Below are 17393 nucleotides of genomic sequence, written 5' to 3' on the forward strand. Positions count from 1 at the left end.
TGTTGTCGTACCGCTCGCGGTAGGCTGGCCGACCGTTGTACTGCGTCGGCTTGTCCGAAATTTCGTCGGTCAATGTCCGGAAAACGGGCCCGATTTGGGATGCGTGTGGTACGGCGGACCGGAGGGCGCGCAACGTGGCGCAGTCCACAGCGGGCCATGGCGGATCACACTGCCATGGTGACCGGCCGACCGCGACAATGCCTGTTAATGGCTTTGTCGACTGGCCGTTCGTGCCGCCCGGCACGCATGCTCGTTCTTCACTGCGGGCGGTCGACGCACCGCTCCGGACGAGCAGGTCGTAGAGCACAAACCGATGGGCGAGGGGTACGCATGACCGACACCGGCCAGGTCCCGGGCGAAGGACTGCCGGAGAGCGCAGGCGTGGTGGAGCAGCCGGGCGCCCAGGCGCCGGGTGCGTACCCCTACCTCTCCGAGACCCCCGCCGAGGACCACGAAGACCTGTTGCTGCTGCCGGGCGCCCAGGGCGCCTGGGGCAACGAGGTCCCTCCGCCACCACCGGATCCCGTCCCCGAGGTTGTGCACGAGCCCGGGCCGCACGAGATGTCGGGCCGGGACAGCGGATCGGTCGACTTGGGAGGGGTCCGGCTGCCGGAGCCCGAGCGCGCCCCTGCGTCCGCTCCTGAGCCCGCGCCGCAGCCGGTCGCAGCCCGTCGTCCGCTGCACCTCGGTCCGCCGACACCGGACAGCGCCGGGAGCCCGGTGCGCTCGCTGGCCGACCGCGGTCCGGCTGGGGCGACGCCTTGGGGAGTCCAGGCCCAGGCGGGCCCTGAGGCGGGTGTTGCAGAAACGGTCGTCCGGGGTACTGAGGAGGCCGACGGAGCGGGGCAGGGCTCCGAAGGCGTGGGGGTCGGTGAGGTTCCTCAGGCTGGGGTGGGCCAGGAGGTTGCCGCTCCGCAGGCCGTTGAGGAGGCGCCTGGTGAGGCGGCTGCTGGTGCCGATGCCGCCCAGAGTTCCGAAGGCGCGCAGGCTTCCGCCGACGTGCCGGTGACGGAGTCCGTACAAGCTTCCGAGGTCACGGGCCTGGCCGGAGTCCCGGACACCGCGGAGGAGTTCGTGCTTGCGGCTGCGCAGAGCCCGGAGGCCGAGCAGTTCCCGCAGGAGCCGGCTCCGGAGGCTACTCAGGTCCCGGATGACGCGATCCGGGCATCGGAACCCGCGCAGTACGAGGAGCCCGCGCAGTACGAGGAGCCCGCGCAGTACGAGGAGCCCGCGCAGTACGAGGAACCCGAACACCTTGCGGCTCCCGCGCAGGCGCCGCACGCGGCCGACCACGCCGAAGCCGCGCACTTCCAGCCCGCACCGGCGGTCTCGCACTTCCCGCCGGCGCCCGAGCCCCACCTGCCCGCGCACGCCGCCGAACCGCAATTCCCGGAGTACGCCGAGCAGTTCGCAAAAGCCGAGCCGCAGGCCCCGGTCACCGGCGCGGACGAGGTGGCACAGCCCGTGGTCACCGAGGAAGCCGCGCAGTTCACGGATCCTGCGGAGGCGCCGGCGCTGCCCGACGCGCCGACCCCGGATCCCGCCGAGCCGCAGCTGGTCACGCCCGCGGACGCCGCCGTACCCGCGCAGGCCCCTGAGCAAGCCCAACCGGGGCAGCGCGTCGGCCAGTTCGTGCCCGTCGAAGGCACCATCCCGACGACGCCCCACCTCGCCCCGACACCCCCGCACGCCATGACCGTCCCGCCCCTCCCGGAGGCGGAACACCCCGCTCAGGCGGAACCGGCACCGGCCGCCGAGGAGGCGCCCGCACCCGCCGCCGCGGAGACCGCCGAACCCCCGGCTCCCGAGAACCCCGTGGTCACGCTCCCGGCTCCCCGCGAGGCCGAACAGGCCGACCAGGCTGAACCTGCCGTCGCCGGACCGGAGGCAACTCCCGTGCCCGAACCCTCCTTTGAGGACGCCGAGCATGCTGAGGCCCCGGAGCAGCAGCCCGTAGCAGCTCAGCAGGCGGAGGACCTGGACACCCTGGCCGCCGCCGACCAGGACGATGAGGCTGAGCAGGAAGAGCAGCGCGAGCAGGAGGAGAGCCCGGCCGCCGTAGCGGATGTACGCGAGTCCCCCGGCCCCGCCGCGCCCGGCTACGACGACGCCGAGCGCGAGGCCGTCCTGCGCGTCATGCGCGAGCGCCGTGACATCCGCAACGGCTTCCGCGGTGACCCCATCCCGCACGAGGTACTGCTCCGCGTACTGGAGGCGGCGCACACCGCGCCGTCCGTAGGCCACTCCCAGCCCTGGGACTTCGTCGTCATCCGCTCCGCCGACACCCGGCGCACGATGCACGAACTGGCCATGAGGCAGCGCGACGCGTACGCGAAGTCGCTGCCCAAGGGCCGCGCGAAGCAGTTCAAGGAACTGAAGATCGAGGCGATCCTCGACACCCCGGTGAACATCGTCGTCACCGCCGACCCGACCCGCGGCGGCCGTCACACCCTGGGTCGCCACACACAGCCGCAGATGGCCCCGTACTCCTCCGCTCTCGCGGTCGAGAACCTGTGGCTGGCCGCCCGCGCCGAGGGCCTCGGCGTCGGCTGGGTCAGCTTCTTCGACGAGCGCGAGATGGTCCGGACCCTCGGCCTGCCCGAGCACCTGGAGGTCGTGGCGTACCTCTGTGTGGGCTACGTGGACGAATTCCCGGAGGAGCCCGAGCTGCTGCAGGCCGGCTGGTCCAAGCGCCGGCCCCTGTCCTGGGTCGTCCACGAGGAGACGTACGGCCGCCGCGCCCTGCCCGGCGAGGAGCCGCACGACCTGCTCGCCGAGACCGTCTCCAACATTCGCCCGCTCGACGCGAAGGCGCTCGGCGAGGCGTGGGAGCGCCAGAAGCGCATGACGAAGCCCGCGGGCGCCCTCGGCATGCTGGAGATCATCTCCGCACAGCTGAGCGGTCTGTCCCGGATGTGCCCGCCTCCGATCCCGGAACCGGCCGCCGTCGCGATCTTCGCGGGCGACCACGGCGTGCACGCCCAGGGCGTCACCCCGTGGCCGCAGGAGGTCACCGGTCAGATGGTGGCCAACATCCTGGGCGGGGGAGCGGTCGTCAACGCCTTCGCCAGCCAGGTCGGCACCGAGGTCTGCGTCGTCGACGTGGGAGTCGCCTCCGACCTGCCCGCGACCCCCGGCCTCCTGCCGCGCAAGGTCCGGGCCGGCACCGCCGACATGACGACCGGCCCCGCGCTGACCCGCGAGGAGGTCAAGCAGGCAATCGAGGTGGGCATCGACACGGCCCGCGACCTGGTGGCCGCGGGCAACAAGGCCCTGGTCACGGGCGAGATGGGCATCGCGAACACCACCGCGTCCGCCGCCCTGATCGCGGTCTTCACGGACACCGACCCCTCCGAGGTCACCGGCCGCGGCACCGGCATCAACGACGAGACGCTGGCCCGCAAGACCGAGGTCGTACGCCGCGCCATCCAACTCCACCAGCCGGATCCCGCCGACCCCATTGGCGTCCTCGCCGCGGTCGGCGGCCTCGAACACGCCGCGATGGTCGGCCTGTTGCTGGGCGGCGCATCCCTGCGTACGCCGGTGATCCTGGACGGCGTAAGCGCCGGCGCCGCCGCCCTGGTAGCCCGCGCCATCGCCCCCGAGGTCCTGGCAGCCTGCATCGCAGGCCACCGCAGCGCCGAGCCGGGCCACGTAGCCGCCCTCAACAAACTGGGCCTCCGCCCCCTGGTGGACCTGGACCTCCGCCTGGGCGAGGGCACAGGCGCCCTACTGGCCCTCCCCATGGTCCAAAGCGCAGCAAGAGCAATGCACGAGGTAGCAACGTTCGACTCAGCAGGGGTAACGGAGAAGTAGCCGCCGCCGGTCTGTGGGCAGGCGTTCCGCATGGCGGAACGAGTGGCCACAGACCGACGACGGCCCGCACCAAGAGCGCTGCCCACCCGCCCCCACCCGGGGTCCCGGGGGCGGAACTCCCGGTTTCGGGAAGGGGCGGGCTTGGGGAAAGAAAACCCACCCACCCCAGCCGCCCACCACCCCGCACCTTAAAATCCGCATGTCAGGGGCACTCCAGAGCCGCAGGGCCCCGCCCCCGCACCGCCGCATGAGGAGCTGCACCTCCATGGCCGAACACCCCGCCTACCCCGTAGGCCTCCGCCTCACCGGCCGCCGAGTAGTAGTCCTCGGCGGCGGCCAGGTGGCCCAGCGCCGCCTCCCGGCCCTGATCGCAGCAGGCGCGGACATCCACCTCGTATCCCCGACAGCCACCCCCTCCGTAGAGGCAATGGCAGACGCAGGCGAACTCACCTGGGAGAGGCGCCCCTACGAGGAGGGCGACCTGGCCCAGGCCTGGTACGCCCTCATCGCCACCAGCGACACGGAAGCGAACACAAGGGCCTCGGCCGAGGCAGAAGCCCACCGCGTCTGGTGCGTACGCTCCGACGACGCCGACGCAGCCACAGCCTGGACCCCCGCGACAGGCCACAGCGAAGGCGTCACGGTGGCCGTACTCACGACGAACGCCCGAGGCCGAGACCCCCGCCACACCGCCGCCATCCGCGACGCGGTGGTCGAAGGCCTCCGCGACGGCACCCTCGTAGCCCCGCACCACCGCACCCGCACCCCGGGCGTCGCCCTGGTCGGCGGCGGCCCCGGCGACCCGGACCTGATCACGGTCCGCGGGCGTCGCCTTCTCGCCGAGGCGGACGTCGTCATCGCGGACCGCCTGGGCCCCCGCGACCTGCTCGCCGAACTCCCGCCGCACGTCGAGGTGATCGACGCGGCGAAGATCCCGTACGGCCGTTTCATGGCCCAGGAAGCGATCAACAACGCGCTCATCGAGCACGCGAAGCAGGGCAAGTCCGTGGTCCGTCTCAAGGGCGGCGACCCCTTCGTCTTCGGCCGTGGCATGGAGGAGGCCCAGGCGCTCGCCGAGGCGGGCATCGCCTGCACGGTCGTCCCCGGCATCTCCAGCTCGATCTCGGTCCCGGGCGCCGCGGGCATCCCGGTCACGCACCGAGGGGTGGCCCACGAGTTCACGGTCGTCAGCGGGCACGTCGCCCCCGACGACGAGCGCTCCCTGGTCGACTGGCCGGCTGTGGCCAAGCTCCGCGGCACCCTGGTCGTCCTGATGGGCGTCGACAAGATCGGCGCCATCGCACGCACGCTGATCGACAACGGCAAGCCGGCCGACACCTCCGTGGCCCTCGTCCAGGAGGGCACGACGGCCGCCCAGCGCCGCGTCGACGCGACCCTCGAAACGGTGGCAGAGACCGTACGCGCCCAGGACGTGAAACCGCCGGCGGTCATCGTCATCGGCGACGTGGTGAACGTGGGCCCGGAGACCTCCGCGTAACCCGGGGTAACTCAACCCTGTCCGAGCCGTTGGCACCGCACCCAGGACAAGGCAGTATCACCCTGTGGCAGATCTCATCACCGTTGAGGAACCCGACGACCCGCGCCTGCGCGACTACACGGGCCTGACCGACGTCGAGCTGCGCCGCAAGCGCGAGCCCGCCGAGGGCCTGTTCATCGCCGAGGGCGAGAAGGTCATCAGACGGGCCAAGGACGCCGGTTACGAGATGCGCTCGATGCTGCTCTCCGCCAAGTGGGTCGACGTCATGCGCGACGTCATCGACGAACTCCCCGCCCCGGTGTACGCGGTGAGCCCCGAACTCGCCGAGCAGGTCACCGGCTACCACGTGCACCGCGGCGCCCTCGCCTCCATGCAGCGCAAGCCACTGCCGACCCCCGACGATCTGCTTCAGACGGCCGGCAGGGTGGTCGTCATGGAGTCGGTCAACGACCACACCAACATCGGCGCGATCTTCCGCTCCGCCGCCGCCCTGGGCATGGACGCGGTCCTCCTCTCGCCGGACTGCGCGGACCCGCTCTACCGCCGCAGCGTGAAGGTCTCCATGGGCGCGGTCTTCTCCGTCCCGTACGCGCGTCTCGACACCTGGCCCAAGGGCCTGGAGACGGTCCGCGAGGCGGGTTTCGCCCTCCTCGCGCTCACTCCGGACGAGAAGGCCAAGAGCCTCGACGAGGTTGCCCCGCATCGGATGGACCGGGTCGCCCTGATGCTGGGCGCGGAGGGCGACGGCCTGTCCACCCAGGCCCTGGTGGCGGCGGACGAATGGGTCCGCATCCCGATGGCACATGGAGTGGATTCGCTGAATGTGGGGGCCGCCGCCGCGGTCGCGTTCTACGCGGTCGCGACGGGGCGCCCTCAGCCCTGAGGCTGCGTCTCGATCGTCGACCCGTACCGCTCGGACATCAGCGGCGGCAGGTCCTGCGTTTTGAACTCCGGCTGTACGGGCTCGAGTTGCCGCTGCTCACCGCCGAGCCCGCGCTCCGGGCCCTGGCAACCTTGCGCCGCCGCGATCCCGAGGGCCACCAGCAAGGTCACCACGACGAACACGAACAGCCGCTGCCGCAGCAACCGTGGATTGGCGGGCCGCCGCCCTGCCCCGGTGGTCCGCGGCCCCGGACGCCCGGAGCCACTGCGCGGCGCCGCGGGCCGACCGCCGGAGCCGGAGCGCGTCGAGTTGCCCCGCGACGGCACCGGCCGCGCCCCGGACCGCGGCGGCGTACCGTTCCGCGGCGGCGGGGGACTGCCCTGCGTACGCCGCTGGGTGCGCTGGTCCGGGTGGTTCTCGGTGAGCCGCCCCGTCGGCCGCTCGGCCCCGCTCCCACGCGGCGTGGGCGGGCGGGCGGCACTCAGCCCCTGTGCCTCGCGGGCCGCGATCTCCTTGAGCCGCAACGACAGTTGCAGCGTGCTGGGCCGCTCCTCCGGATCCTTCGCCAGACACGCCCGTACGAGAGGGGCCAGCGCATCCGGCACGCCCTTCAGCTGCGCCTCCTCGTGCACCACCCTGTAGAGCATCACTTCGGAACTGCCGTGCCCGAAGGGCGAGTCGGTGGTCGCCGCATACGCCAGCGTGGCCCCAAGCGCGAACACGTCCGTGGCCGGCGTGACGGCGGCACCCCGCACCTGCTCGGGCGCGAGGAAGCCGGGAGACCCCACCGCCGTACCGACGTGCGTGAGCGTGCTCGCCCCCGTCGCCCAGGCGATGCCGAAGTCGATGATGCGTGGCCCCTTCGGGGACAGCAGGATGTTCGAAGGCTTGAGATCCCGGTGCACGACACCGGCCTCGTGCACGGCGACGAGCCCCTCGGAGAGGGCGGCGCCGACGGCCGCGATCTCGGCCGCGGTGAGCGGCCCCTCCTCGGCGACCTTGTCGTGCAGCGAGGGCCCGGGGACGTACTGCGTCGCGAACCACGGACGGTCCGCTTCCAGATCCGCGGCGACGAGACGGGCCGTACACCCGCCCCGGATCCGCCGCGCCGCCGACACCTCGCGTGCGAACCGGGACCGGAACTCCTGGTCCTCCGCCAGATCCGGCCGGATCACCTTCAGTGCGACTCGTTGGCCACGCCGGTCGGAGCCCAGATAGACAACGCCCATCCCACCCGCGCCGAGCCGTCGATGGATCTTGAATGAGCCGACGACACGCGGGTCCTCGCGCCTCAGGCGCATCATCGCCATGTCCATCCCCGCTGCCCGGTCCGTTTGACGTGGCACAGCTTACGTTTCCGTGGCCGGGCGCGCGCAGAGGCCGCGCCCTCGTGGCCCGGCCGATTGTCAGTGCCGGGTGCGAAACTTGAAAGGTGGTCAGGGGACGGGCGAATTCAGCGGCTTTGGGCTGCCGGGATCCCCAACCATCTGTCGCAGAAGGGGGATTGGGCCCGTGAAGGGTGATCGAGTGGAGATAGTCGTGGACGCCGGGGACACGACACGCACATATGAGGTGGTGGCGAGCCGCGCGGGGCGCCGAGTGGAGACGGCGGTCCGCAGGGGAGTCGTGGAAGTGAGCGAAGTCACCCGCAGCGGAGGGGTGGTCCGCACGGCCCGCTTCATGGCGAACAGGGTGCTGGCCCTGGTCGAACAGCCCGTGCCCAGGGAGGACAGCTCGGAACAGACGGGGCAGACCGGACGTCCCCTCCGGGAAGACCCCGAGACCTAGGACCTCGTCTCCACCCAGGGGAGTACTTCGCAGGTCATCGCTCATCCTCCGGGAGGCCCGGCAATCGATACGACGGCATGACGCCCCACGGGCCCCGCCCACCTAGATTTGAAGTCAAGCGGCGGGTGCAGCACTCGTCCCCCGAGGTCAGCCACCCGCCGCTGTCAGACAGCAGGAGATCAATCAGCAACAAGAGCTTCATCAACAGAAGGTCAGGAGAGGGACCATGGCGGACACGGCATCGCGGACGATGATCCGCACGCGGGGACGCAGGGCGAACAGCGCCGCGTTCGGTACCCGCCGGTCCGGCCAGCGCCACCCCTTGGTGGCGACGGCCATGGTCCTCCCCCTGGCGACCCTGCTCGTGGTCGTCTTCGGCGGCTGGGAAGCAGTGGTCACACAAGCGTCGTCCGTGGGCGTGATGCTGGGGCGCTGAGCGGCGCCCCAGGCCCGGAAGAGCGGTCCGGGCGGGGACATCCGGCCATGAAACCCCGTGGGGACGGGGGTGCGGCGGACGGCACAGACGCCCGCGCAGCTGGGGAGCTGCGCGGGCGCCTTTTTTGCGCCTGGACCGGCGCCGGCCTCGCGTACCAACGCTCGCCGTTGTGGTTGCTCAATTGATGGTTGCGGTTTGAGGGCCGTCGTGGATGGTTGCGGTTCCGGGTCCGTGGCTGCCTGCGTACGCTCACGGGGTCGACCCGGGCCCACCGGGTTGAGCCGGCGATGTACGACCCCGGGGGATCCGAGTGACCGCAGACGTGCTGCCCGCCCTCACCGCGAAAGTGCGCGCCGCGGTGCACCCGGGCGCGAGTGTCTGTGCCTGCGGTACGGACACGTCCGTGCTGGCCGATCGGCCCGATGGCACCGTCGTGCGGCATGCGGACACCGTGGCCAAGGCGCACGCCTCCGGCACCGACACCGGCGAGCTCGCGGCGCGTATGGCCGTCGCCGCCCACCCGGCCCTCGACGGTGTTCTGCTGGCGCCGCTCGCTGCGAGCGCTGCCGAAATGCACGGCCGCCTGGTCACGTTCTGGCCGTACGGCACCCCCGTGGACCCCGAAACCCCCGAAGCCGCCCCCTGGGAGGACGCTGCCACCCTCCTCGCTCGCCTCCACCGGACGTCCCGAGCCGCGCTCCCGTCCGGGCTCCCACCGATGCGCGGTCCGGCGAAGGCGGCCCGAGCCGTCGAGCGGCTCCGGGCGGCGGGCCCGCACCCCGCCGCCGGGCCGGTTCTGCGCGCCTGGTCCGTCCTCCCGGCCTGGGCGAAGAACGAGGCCCCGATGGTGAACGCGGCCACGCTGTGCCACGGTGACCTCCACCTGGGCCAGCTCGTCCGCGACCCGGGCGGCGCCTGGCTGCTGATCGACATCGACGACCTTGGACTGGGCGAGCCGGCGTGGGATCTGGCCCGCCCAGCCGCCTGGTTCGCCTGTGGACTCCTCCCGCCCGACGAATGGACCCGCTTCCTGGCGGCGTACCAGAAGGCCGAGGGCTCCGCGCTCCCTGCGGACACCGACCCCTGGCCCGCCCTGGACGTCCCGGCCCGCGCCCTCACCGTCCAGACGGGAGCTCTGGCGATTGTGAAGGCGATGGCAGCCGGCCGTGCGCTCGACGAGGTGGAGGTGGCCGTGATCGACGCCTGTGACCGAATGGCAGCTCACCCGCCGGAGTTGGCTCCGGGTTTCCCGACGTAGGGTGCAACCGACCGAAGCCGGGCAGTGTCTGTCATGGCGAAGCAGTACCGACCGGCGAGGAGTTGAGCCGACCATGCAGTGTCCGAAGTGCCGTGCGCCGATGCACACGTACAACCGCAATGGCGTCCAGATCGAGCAGTGCAGCGGCTGCCGCGGGATCTTTCTCGACTACGGGGAGCTGGAGTCACTGACCCGCCTGGAGTCCCAGTGGCAGCAGCCCGCGCCGCCGCCCCCGGCCGCTCCGGCGGCCCCCCAGGCCTACCCGGCCGCTCCCGCACCCGCCTGGGGCGCCCCGCACGGCGGCCATGGCGGTCACTACGGCCACAAGCGCCAGAAGAGCTTCGGCCGCATGCTCTTTTCCTCCTGACAGGTTCGAGGAGAGCGCACGACGAAGCCCCCGGCCGTACGAGACGGCCGGGGGCTTCGGCTGGTGCGCGATACTGGGATTGAACCAGTGACCTCTTCCGTGTCAGGGAAGCGCTCTCCCGCTGAGCTAATCGCGCGGGCGGCCTGTCCGGCCGGTGGACAGATACTGACACGCCGCTGGCCTGCATCGCAAATCCTTTGACGTCCGTGGACGTTCGCCGCTGTGCGTGCCGGTTGTCACGCAGTTGGTCACTCAGTCCGCGCGGTTGGTCACTCACTCCGGGGGCTGAGGTCGGCGGAGTCGCACCCTGCTGCTCGCGCTCCTCATGCGGACTACGGGCACGGAGGTCGCAGAGGTCGTTGAGGTCTGGTGGGCTGGTCAAACGGGCTATTGGGGGGATGTGCGGTTGGCGTCGGTCGGCGGGGTTGCTGTACTTCGCTGCTGTACCGATCAGGAATCGGACGCCTGTGACCCCTACGTCTCCGCCTTCCTGATCCGGCGAAGGTGCACGGCTCCGGCAATCCAGCTTGCGAACAGCATGCCAAAAGCGCACTCGAGCATGGCGACCCAGCGGTCCCCGTCCGTGATGAACTCGGCAACGTAAATTCCCGCGAAAAGGCTCCCCTGCGTGAAGAGGGAGATCGAGAACCAACCAAGCGATCCACGTGTCTTGCCGGTTCTTGCTCCCGCTTGGACACTCTGCATGTTGCTCATGATGAGTGCGATCAGGCCACATGGCTATATCTCTACAGCTCTTGTGATCGTGGGACGACGCCACCACTTGCCCACGCGGTCGGCGGAACGACTTTGGGCGGGAGCTGCCATGGGGCGAGTGATCACGGCCCGTAAGCTTCCGGCGAGTCGGGCAGTCTGTGGACCGTCTGTGGACCTGCCCGTTAAAGCACGACGTTGGGGCCATGATCTTCGAGGCTCGCCCCATGGTGGCTGCCTAAAGTCGTGGAGCCGACCGCCCCAGCCCAAGTGGGTTTTCCCCCGTCCGCCCACTGCACGTAGCGCGCCGCCTGGCGGGGCCGCCGCTGGCGAAGACAGAGCGGCGGCCCCGCCAACAAGGCGGCGCGCGCCCGCGCTGTGCGCGGGCCTTGACCGCCGACGAGGTGGACAAGTGGCTGGCTGACAAGGCCAAGGCGCTCAGTACGAGCACGCTGCAAGTGATCCGGTCGTGCCTGAACCGAGCGGTCAAGCGAGCCATGGTGCGGGACAAGGTGAAGCGCAACGTCGTTGAGCTGTGCTCCGTCCCGACCGGCCAGGAGGGGCGTCCGTCCAAAGCGCTCACCCTCGCACAGGCTGAGGCGGTGCTGGACGCTGCCGCTGACACGCCGCTGCACGCCTACATCGTGCTGTCTCTCCTCACCGGAGGTCGGACGGAGGAGCTGCGCCCGCTCACGTGGGATCACGTGGACCTTGAAGAGGCGCCGGACGAGGATCCCCCGATCCCGCCGCACATCGCCGTCTGGCGTTCGGTCCGTGCCAGTGGGGACACCAAGACGCGGAAGTCGAGGCGCACGCTCGCGCTGCCTGCTCGCTGTGTGGAGGCGCTGGCCGAGCAGCGGAAAGCGCAGGATCGGCAGCGTGAGAAGGCGGGGGAGCAGTGGAAGGAGAAGGGTCTCGTCTTCACGTCCGCAGTCGGCACAGAGCTCGATGCGGCCAATGTCCGGCGGGCCTATCGACGTGTCCTTGCTGCGGTGGATGGTCTCGACCCTGCGGACTGGACGCCTCGGGAGCTCCGGCACAGTTTCGTGTCCTTGCTCTCCGACAACGGCGTTCCGCTGGAGGAGATCTCCCGGCTCGTGGGGCACTCCAGTACGGCGGTCACAGAGAAGGTCTACCGGAAGCAGATCCGCCCGGTGATCCAGACAGGAGCGGTGACCATGGACCGCATCTTTGAGGGTGGCGAGGATCGGTAGTCACGCAGATTGTCACTCGTCACGAGCCAGAGGCCGTCTCCCGTATCGGGAAACGGCCTCTGGCCTGTGTGGACGATACTGGGATTGAACCAGTGACCTCTTCCGTGTCAGGGAAGCGCTCTCCCGCTGAGCTAATCGTCCTTGGAGGTGGAGACGGGATTTGAACCCGTGTAGACGGCTTTGCAGGCCGTTGCCTCGCCTCTCGGCCACTCCACCAGGGGAGCGGGGTTCGGGAAGATCCCCCACTTCCTGCGAGCGGACGACCAGGTTCGAACTGGCGACCTCAACCTTGGCAAGGTTGCGCTCTACCAACTGAGCTACGTCCGCTTGTCTTTTCCGCCTCGCTCGTGCGGGTCGGTGACGTGTTGAACTCTAGCGGATTCCGGGGCCAGTACAAAAACGCGTTTGTGCAGCGTGCTGCGGTGCGCCCGGTGAGCGACACGGCCGGCGCACGCGCGCGGCGCCCGCCATAGACTCGCACGTGTGCACGACCTCCCAGCTCTGGCCCGCTTCGGCCCTCTCGTCGCGACCGGCCTCCTTGATGTCACTAGTGACCCCGCGGCCCTGGAATCGAGTGGCTTCTGGGCCGTCACGGCGGACTTCGAGGGGCGTCTGGTGTGCGCCCGTTTCCGTGACGTACGCCATCAGCCGGTGCCCGCGCCGGTGCCGGGGGAGTGGCGGGGGCCCGCGATCGATGACTGGACGTCGTCGCTCGACCGCGCCGCGTACACGGCGGGTGTGCGCCGCATCCGCGAGCACATAGCGGCCGGCGAGGTCTACCAGGCGAACCTCTGCCGGGTCCTGTCCGCACCGGTTGATCCGGACGCCGACGTGGACGCGCTCACCGCGCTGCTCGCCCGCGGCAACCCGGCACCGTATGCCGGAACGATCCGCCTCCGTGACCACGGCGTCGAACTGGCCACAGCGTCCCCCGAGCTCTTTCTGCGCCGCGACGGACGGTTCGTCGAGTCGGGCCCGATCAAGGGCACCGGACGCACCGAGGCCGACCTTCTGGAGAAGGACCACGCCGAGAACGTGATGATCGTGGACCTGGTCCGCAACGACTTGGGGCGCGTCTGCGCCACCGGCTCGGTGACCGTGCCCGACCTGTGTGTCGTCGAGAAGCACCCGGGCCTCGTCCACCTCGTCTCGACCGTGTCCGGCGAACTGCGCGATGACGCGGGCTGGCCGGAGCTGCTGGAGGCGACGTTTCCGCCCGGCTCCGTCACCGGCGCCCCCAAATCCAGCGCCCTGCGGATCATCGACGCCCTGGAGACCGCGCCCCGAGGCCCGTACTGCGGCGGCATCGGCTGGGTGGACGCCGACCGCGGGACCGGAGAACTGGCCGTCGGTATCCGTACGTTCTGGGTGGTCCGGTCCGCCAAGGACGGAAGGGCCGCAGCAGTGCTGCGCTTCGGCTCCGGCGCGGGTATCACCTGGGGGTCCGACCCCGAGCTCGAGTGGCGGGAGACCGAGCTGAAAGCCGCCCTACTGCTGGCTGTAGCGTCAGGGGCGTACGACTCAAGTGGAGGGACACTCACGTGAAGCTCTGGCTCGACGGTGGGCTGCTGGACATCGAGTCGGCCCGTGTCTCCGTCCTCGACCACGGACTGACCGTGGGCGACGGCATCTTCGAGACCGTCAAGGCGATCGACGGCCGGCCGTTCGCGCTCACCCGCCATCTCAAGCGGCTGGCCCGCTCGGCGCACGGCCTCGGGCTGCCCGAGCCCGACCTGGATGAGGTGCGCCGGGCCTGCGCGGCCGTCCTGGACGCCAACCCGATGCCGCTGGGCCGCCTGCGGATCACGTACACCGGTGGCCTCTCACCGCTCGGTTCAGACCGCGGCGAGCACGGTCCGACCCTCGTCGTCGCCTTGGGCGAGACCAGCCGGCGCGCCGACTCCACCGCCGCGATCACCGTGCCGTGGACCCGCAACGAACGCGGCGCGCTCACCGGCCTCAAGACCACGTCGTACGCCGAGAACGTCGTCGCCCTCGCCCGCGCTCGCGAACAGGGCGCGAGCGAGGCGCTGTTCGCGAACACCGTGGGGCAGCTGTGCGAGGGCACCGGGTCCAATGTCTTCGTGGTCCTCGACGGCGAGATCCACACCCCGCCGATCCCCTCCGGCTGCCTCGCGGGCATCACACGCGCGCTCACCGTCGAGTGGACCGGCGCCAAGGAGACCGACCTGCCGCTGGACGTTCTGGAGCGGGCGCAGGAGATCTTCCTGACCTCGACCCTGCGCGATGTACAGGCCGTGCACCGGGTCGACGCACGCGAACTCCCGGGCACGCCCGGGCCGGTGACCGCCAAGGCCATGCGGATCTTCGACGAGCGGTCGGGAGACGACCTCGATCCGTGAATGCCGCTCACAGCCGAGCACAATTGGGCTGACGCCGGTAATCAACGTGGGTACAACATCCCTGATGACCACCACCCTGCGGCCGACCGAGCCGCTTCAGCGCGAAGCCGACGGGGCGCTGTCACGCCACTACAAGGTCTGCGTGAACAGCCGGCCCGTCGGTGCGATACACCTTGCGACCCACCCCCTCTCCGGGCCGTCGGTCGCGCAGATCCGGGAGCTGGGGATCGACGAGCCGGACCGCCGACGGGGGCGCGGCACAGTGGCCGCGCTCGCTGCCGAAGAGGTGGCGCGCGGCTGGGGCTGCCGGCGGATCGAGGTGCCGGTGCCGGGTGCCGCCGAGCCCGCGCTGCGGCTGGCCACGGCGCTCGGTTACGTGCCGCGTGACCGCACCATGGAGAAGCGGCTCGGCGGCACTTCTCCCGTACTGCCCGCAGGCAGCCGGGGCCGGCCGATGACAGAGGCCGAGGCACGCGCCAAGTACGGGCAGGATCATGCCACTTCGCTGGCGGCTGGGCTCGCCCCCGAGGGCATGGCGTTCAGTGTCCTGGAACACGAGGGGACACCGGTGGGCACACTGTGTCTGGGGGTACGGGATGGGATGGCGTTCGTCCTCGACGTGGAGACCGGCGAGCGGTACCGGCGCCGAGGACACGGCCGTACGTTGATGCTGCTGGCGGAGGCGCAGACGATCGCCGCCGGACGGACCGGGATCCGCATGAACGTCCCCGCGGGGAACACCCCGGCCGAGCGGCTCTCTGAATCACTCGGCTACGAGACGATCACCTACCTCCTCAGCAAGGACCTGCTGTAGAGACCCGTACAGGAACCTGCCGTGGGGCCTCAGGCCCGCTGTCCGGCCAGCAGCCGGTCCACGATCTCCTCGATGCGCTCGCGCAGCCCCTCCTGGCTCTTGCCGCCGTCGAGGCGCTCGCCGTCGATGACGTACGTCGGCGTGCCGGTCACGCCGATGGCCTTGCCCTCGGCCTGGTCGGCGTCAACGATCAGGATGTGCCGGCCGTCGATCAGGGCGGTGTCGAACTCTTCGGCGTCCAGACCGAGTTCACGGGCCACCTCGACCAGGAAGGGTTCTCCCTTACGGTTCAGCTCCTCGACCCGGCCCAGTACCGCCTCGACGTACTGCCAGGCGTGGCCCTGTTCCGCGGCCTCCTCGGCGGCCTGCGCGGCCGCGAACGCGTGCTTGTGCTTCTCCAGCGGGAAGTGCCGCAGCCGCAGCTCCAGCCGGTCGCCGTAGCGGGCGCGCAGCGCGCGCAGGTCAACGAGGGCGCTACGGCAGTCGGCGCACTGGAGTTCGCACCAGACGTCCAGGACGGCGACGGCGGGGTGCGCGGGGGAGGAGTCGCTCATGCGCACCAGTCTCCCAGCCGTGGCCGAGGAGGCCCAAACCGTGGCCGGGCGACCCCTGCGGGGGACCGTCCAGCGTGCGGAGGGACCGGACCCTGAGGAGGACCCGACCCGGAGATGTCCCTGAGGTCTGCCCGGACCATGGCATACCGGGCACGGTGCGGTGCAGGATGGAAGGGACGAAGTGACTCTGCCCGAGTGAGTTCTGCCCTGGAGGACCGGATGATTGCCGAGACCGTCTGTTCCGCCGTCTCCGCGGCAGGCCTGGGTATCGCCGCGGTCACCGCGTATCGCAAGCGTTTCCTCGCGGCGGCTCGCCTCGTGGCGTACTCGTTGGTGCCCCTCGGCCTGGTGATGACCGGGGCCGTCGAATGGGCGGCCGACACCGCCTTCAGCCCGGTGGCCTGGGCGGGCTTCGGCGTGCTCGGCGCCTCGTGGCTGTTGTTCACGACCACGCGGGCCGTCGAGCGGCGCGGCGGCGGGACCCGCAAGGAGCGCAGGGCGGCCCGTGCCGCGCAGCGTGACGCGGTGGCTCCTTCGGCCTCGGCGCCCTCGCTGGGCCCGTCGACGAGCCCGGCGACCCGCCCCGAGTCCAAGAGCAAGGCCAAGCCCCGCGCCGCCGAGTCCGGGGACGACTTCAGCGACATCGAAGCCATCCTCAAGAAGCACGGCATATGACGCCGTGAGCACGGCATAAGCCGCTCCGAAACGACACGGTGAGCCGACCGTGAGCCGTGCGGTGCACGGAGGAAGCCACTCCGGGATGCACGCCGGGATCCGCGTCGAAGCGGTCTATCCCAGATACTGGACCGTCACATCACGGATTTCGGCTAACTCCCCCATTTTTCGGGCGTGTTGATCGCGTCGAGGGTCTCAGCTGCGTCATCATCGCCCGCGAGATGCTGGACACAACACAGAGCGACACCGCCGCGTCCGAAGGGGAGCGGCGAGGTTGTCTCTTCGCACTTTCCCAGCCACCGCTGATGATCTTCCTTGCGGTGATCGGCTGTCTGCTGCTCATGGCTTCGCTGCACGATCTGCTGCTGCTCTGAGCCGTACGCGGAGTCCCTGGCGCCACCCGCCGAGGACTCCGTCAGCCCGCCGCTTCCTTGCGTCGCGCCCTGTAGGCGGCCACATGCAGACGGTTTCCGCAGGTCCGGCTGTCGCAGTAGCGGCGGGAGCGGTTGCGGGAGAGGTCCACGAAGGCGTGCCGGCAGTCGGGCGCCTCGCAGCGTCGCAGCCGGTCCTGTTCGCCGGCCACCACGAAGAACGCCAGTGCCATCCCGCAGTCGGCGGCGAGGTGATCCGCGACGGACGCACCAGGTGCGAAGTAGTGCACATGCCAGTCGTAGCCGTCGTGATCGGTGAGTCGTGGCGTGGTGCCGGCCGCGGCGACCAGCTCGTTGATCAGCACGGCGGCGGCCCGGGCATCGGGTGCCGCGAAGATCCCGCAGAACCGGCCGCGGATCTTCCGTACAGCCGTGAGATCGAACTCGGACAGTGACCCGACTTCGCTGATGTCGTGCTTGCGTACGAATTCGTCCAGATCCGCGACGCTCGCGAGCCCGTCCGCCGTGTCGTCCTCCGGTGCGGTGTTCACCAGATCGACCACGATGTCGAGGGCGCACCGGGTGTCGTGGGTGATCAGCACGTTTCGCTCCCTGGCCTGGGGTCGGGCGGGCGCCCGCCGATGC

The 17393-nt window shown here is 70.6% G+C and carries 16 protein-coding genes, 4 tRNA genes and 1 pseudogene; 13 read left to right on the plus strand and 8 right to left on the minus strand.

The features are described from left to right. Positions 1 to 330: 330 nt before the first annotated feature. The 3 genes from cobT to ACFYO0_RS17565 all read left to right on the plus strand — a co-directional run bounded on the left by cobT (position 331) and on the right by ACFYO0_RS17565 (position 6197). Complete coding sequence (gene cobT, locus ACFYO0_RS17555) at positions 331 to 3816, plus strand: nicotinate-nucleotide--dimethylbenzimidazole phosphoribosyltransferase (RefSeq protein ID WP_388676202.1); 3486 nt, start codon at positions 331 to 333, stop codon at positions 3814 to 3816. Positions 3817 to 4081: 265 nt separating this feature from the next. Then, the gene (gene cobA, locus ACFYO0_RS17560) at positions 4082 to 5314 is read left to right on the plus strand and encodes a uroporphyrinogen-III C-methyltransferase (RefSeq protein ID WP_388676205.1); all 1233 of its coding nucleotides are present in this window, start codon (positions 4082 to 4084) and stop codon (positions 5312 to 5314) included. A gap of 64 nt (positions 5315 to 5378) precedes the next feature. Next, complete coding sequence (locus ACFYO0_RS17565) at positions 5379 to 6197, plus strand: TrmH family RNA methyltransferase (protein WP_388676208.1); 819 nt, start codon at positions 5379 to 5381, stop codon at positions 6195 to 6197. Here the strand turns inward: ACFYO0_RS17565 and ACFYO0_RS17570 are convergent. Continuing rightward, positions 6188 to 7513 (minus strand): serine/threonine-protein kinase, encoded by a 1326-nt coding sequence (locus tag ACFYO0_RS17570; protein WP_388676589.1) that lies wholly within the window; start codon positions 7511 to 7513, stop codon positions 6188 to 6190. The two genes, ACFYO0_RS17565 and ACFYO0_RS17570, sit on opposite strands and share 10 nt — an antisense overlap. Positions 7514 to 7709: 196 nt before the next feature. On the opposite strand from ACFYO0_RS17570, the gene ACFYO0_RS17575 reads away from it, so the two are divergent. The 4 genes from ACFYO0_RS17575 (at position 7710) to ACFYO0_RS17590 (ending at position 10046) form a co-directional block, all read left to right on the plus strand. Continuing rightward, positions 7710 to 7985: a hypothetical protein gene (locus ACFYO0_RS17575; protein WP_033324869.1), complete on the plus strand. Its 276-nt coding sequence runs from the start codon at positions 7710 to 7712 to the stop codon at positions 7983 to 7985. 226 nt (positions 7986 to 8211) lie between these two features. Beyond that, complete coding sequence (locus ACFYO0_RS17580) at positions 8212 to 8421, plus strand: hypothetical protein (RefSeq protein ID WP_388676211.1); 210 nt, start codon at positions 8212 to 8214, stop codon at positions 8419 to 8421. Positions 8422 to 8731: 310 nt separating this feature from the next. Next, positions 8732 to 9679, plus strand: coding sequence for an aminoglycoside phosphotransferase family protein (locus ACFYO0_RS17585; RefSeq protein WP_388676214.1), 948 nt, complete (start codon positions 8732 to 8734; stop codon positions 9677 to 9679). A 73-nt stretch (positions 9680 to 9752) separates the two neighbouring features. Beyond that, positions 9753 to 10046, plus strand: a complete 294-nt coding sequence (locus ACFYO0_RS17590; protein WP_388676217.1) for a zf-TFIIB domain-containing protein — start codon at positions 9753 to 9755, stop codon at positions 10044 to 10046. A gap of 61 nt (positions 10047 to 10107) precedes the next feature. Here the strand turns inward: ACFYO0_RS17590 and ACFYO0_RS17595 are convergent. After that, positions 10108 to 10182 (minus strand) — tRNA-Val (locus tag ACFYO0_RS17595). 338 nt (positions 10183 to 10520) lie between these two features. Next, positions 10521 to 10760 carry a hypothetical protein gene (locus ACFYO0_RS17600; RefSeq protein WP_388676219.1) on the minus strand — a complete coding sequence of 80 codons (240 nt, stop codon included), beginning with the start codon at positions 10758 to 10760 and terminating at the stop codon, positions 10521 to 10523. 371 nt (positions 10761 to 11131) lie between these two features. On the opposite strand from ACFYO0_RS17600, the pseudogene xerC reads away from it, so the two are divergent. Further along, positions 11132 to 11971, plus strand: a pseudogene (gene xerC / locus ACFYO0_RS17605) (tyrosine recombinase XerC); the annotation flags it as partial. A 69-nt stretch (positions 11972 to 12040) separates the two neighbouring features. Here the strand turns inward: xerC and ACFYO0_RS17610 are convergent. The 3 genes from ACFYO0_RS17610 to ACFYO0_RS17620 all read right to left on the minus strand — a co-directional run bounded on the left by ACFYO0_RS17610 (position 12041) and on the right by ACFYO0_RS17620 (position 12298). Further along, a tRNA-Val gene (locus ACFYO0_RS17610) sits at positions 12041 to 12112 on the minus strand. A 1-nt stretch (position 12113) separates the two neighbouring features. Then, a tRNA-Cys gene (locus tag ACFYO0_RS17615) sits at positions 12114 to 12187 on the minus strand. 38 nt (positions 12188 to 12225) lie between these two features. Further along, positions 12226 to 12298: transfer RNA gene (locus ACFYO0_RS17620), tRNA-Gly, on the minus strand. A 156-nt stretch (positions 12299 to 12454) separates the two neighbouring features. On the opposite strand from ACFYO0_RS17620, the gene ACFYO0_RS17625 reads away from it, so the two are divergent. From ACFYO0_RS17625 to ACFYO0_RS17635, 3 genes are all read left to right on the plus strand, one after another. Next, positions 12455 to 13516 (plus strand): chorismate-binding protein, encoded by a 1062-nt coding sequence (locus ACFYO0_RS17625; protein WP_388676222.1) that lies wholly within the window; start codon positions 12455 to 12457, stop codon positions 13514 to 13516. Continuing rightward, positions 13513 to 14334 carry an aminotransferase class IV gene (locus tag ACFYO0_RS17630; RefSeq protein ID WP_388676224.1) on the plus strand — a complete coding sequence of 274 codons (822 nt, stop codon included), beginning with the start codon at positions 13513 to 13515 and terminating at the stop codon, positions 14332 to 14334. The genes ACFYO0_RS17625 and ACFYO0_RS17630 overlap by 4 nt, the downstream gene beginning before the upstream one ends. A gap of 64 nt (positions 14335 to 14398) precedes the next feature. After that, positions 14399 to 15148 (plus strand): GNAT family N-acetyltransferase, encoded by a 750-nt coding sequence (locus ACFYO0_RS17635; protein ID WP_388676227.1) that lies wholly within the window; start codon positions 14399 to 14401, stop codon positions 15146 to 15148. 29 nt (positions 15149 to 15177) lie between these two features. On the opposite strand, the gene ACFYO0_RS17640 is transcribed toward ACFYO0_RS17635, so the two are convergent. Beyond that, positions 15178 to 15702 (minus strand): DsbA family protein, encoded by a 525-nt coding sequence (locus ACFYO0_RS17640; RefSeq protein WP_388676230.1) that lies wholly within the window; start codon positions 15700 to 15702, stop codon positions 15178 to 15180. A gap of 219 nt (positions 15703 to 15921) precedes the next feature. Between ACFYO0_RS17640 and ACFYO0_RS17645 the strand changes: the two genes are divergently transcribed. Then, a complete protein-coding gene (locus tag ACFYO0_RS17645; protein ID WP_388676592.1) occupies positions 15922 to 16377 on the plus strand; it encodes a hypothetical protein in 456 nt (151 codons plus the stop codon). 221 nt (positions 16378 to 16598) lie between these two features. Beyond that, positions 16599 to 16751 (plus strand): hypothetical protein, encoded by a 153-nt coding sequence (locus ACFYO0_RS17650; RefSeq protein WP_388676232.1) that lies wholly within the window; start codon positions 16599 to 16601, stop codon positions 16749 to 16751. 41 nt (positions 16752 to 16792) lie between these two features. Here ACFYO0_RS17650 and ACFYO0_RS17655 read toward each other — a convergent pair whose 3' ends face one another. Then, positions 16793 to 17350 carry a CGNR zinc finger domain-containing protein gene (locus tag ACFYO0_RS17655; protein ID WP_388676234.1) on the minus strand — a complete coding sequence of 186 codons (558 nt, stop codon included), beginning with the start codon at positions 17348 to 17350 and terminating at the stop codon, positions 16793 to 16795. Positions 17351 to 17393 lie beyond the last annotated feature (43 nt).

This window comes from Streptomyces sp. NPDC006365 (assembly GCF_042870755.1).
GTDB classification, from domain to species: domain Bacteria; phylum Actinomycetota; class Actinomycetes; order Streptomycetales; family Streptomycetaceae; genus Streptomyces; species Streptomyces xiangluensis.

Excerpts from the sequence above, each read along its gene's own strand:
- ACFYO0_RS17645 (WP_388676592.1), top strand. The coding sequence starts at position 15,922 with ATGATTGCCGAGACCGTCTGTTCCGCCGTCTCCGCGGCAGGCCTGGGT.
- ACFYO0_RS17580 (WP_388676211.1), top strand. The coding sequence starts at position 8,212 with ATGGCGGACACGGCATCGCGGACGATGATCCGCACGCGGGGACGCAGG.
- ACFYO0_RS17590 (WP_388676217.1), top strand. The coding sequence starts at position 9,753 with ATGCAGTGTCCGAAGTGCCGTGCGCCGATGCACACGTACAACCGCAAT.
- ACFYO0_RS17570 (WP_388676589.1), bottom strand. The coding sequence starts at position 7,513 with ATGGACATGGCGATGATGCGCCTGAGGCGCGAGGACCCGCGTGTCGTC.
- cobT (WP_388676202.1), top strand. The coding sequence starts at position 331 with ATGACCGACACCGGCCAGGTCCCGGGCGAAGGACTGCCGGAGAGCGCA.
- ACFYO0_RS17650 (WP_388676232.1), top strand. The coding sequence starts at position 16,599 with ATGCTGGACACAACACAGAGCGACACCGCCGCGTCCGAAGGGGAGCGG.
- ACFYO0_RS17635 (WP_388676227.1), top strand. The coding sequence starts at position 14,399 with ATGACCACCACCCTGCGGCCGACCGAGCCGCTTCAGCGCGAAGCCGAC.
- ACFYO0_RS17600 (WP_388676219.1), bottom strand. The coding sequence starts at position 10,760 with ATGAGCAACATGCAGAGTGTCCAAGCGGGAGCAAGAACCGGCAAGACA.
- cobA (WP_388676205.1), top strand. The coding sequence starts at position 4,082 with ATGGCCGAACACCCCGCCTACCCCGTAGGCCTCCGCCTCACCGGCCGC.
- ACFYO0_RS17640 (WP_388676230.1), bottom strand. The coding sequence starts at position 15,702 with ATGAGCGACTCCTCCCCCGCGCACCCCGCCGTCGCCGTCCTGGACGTC.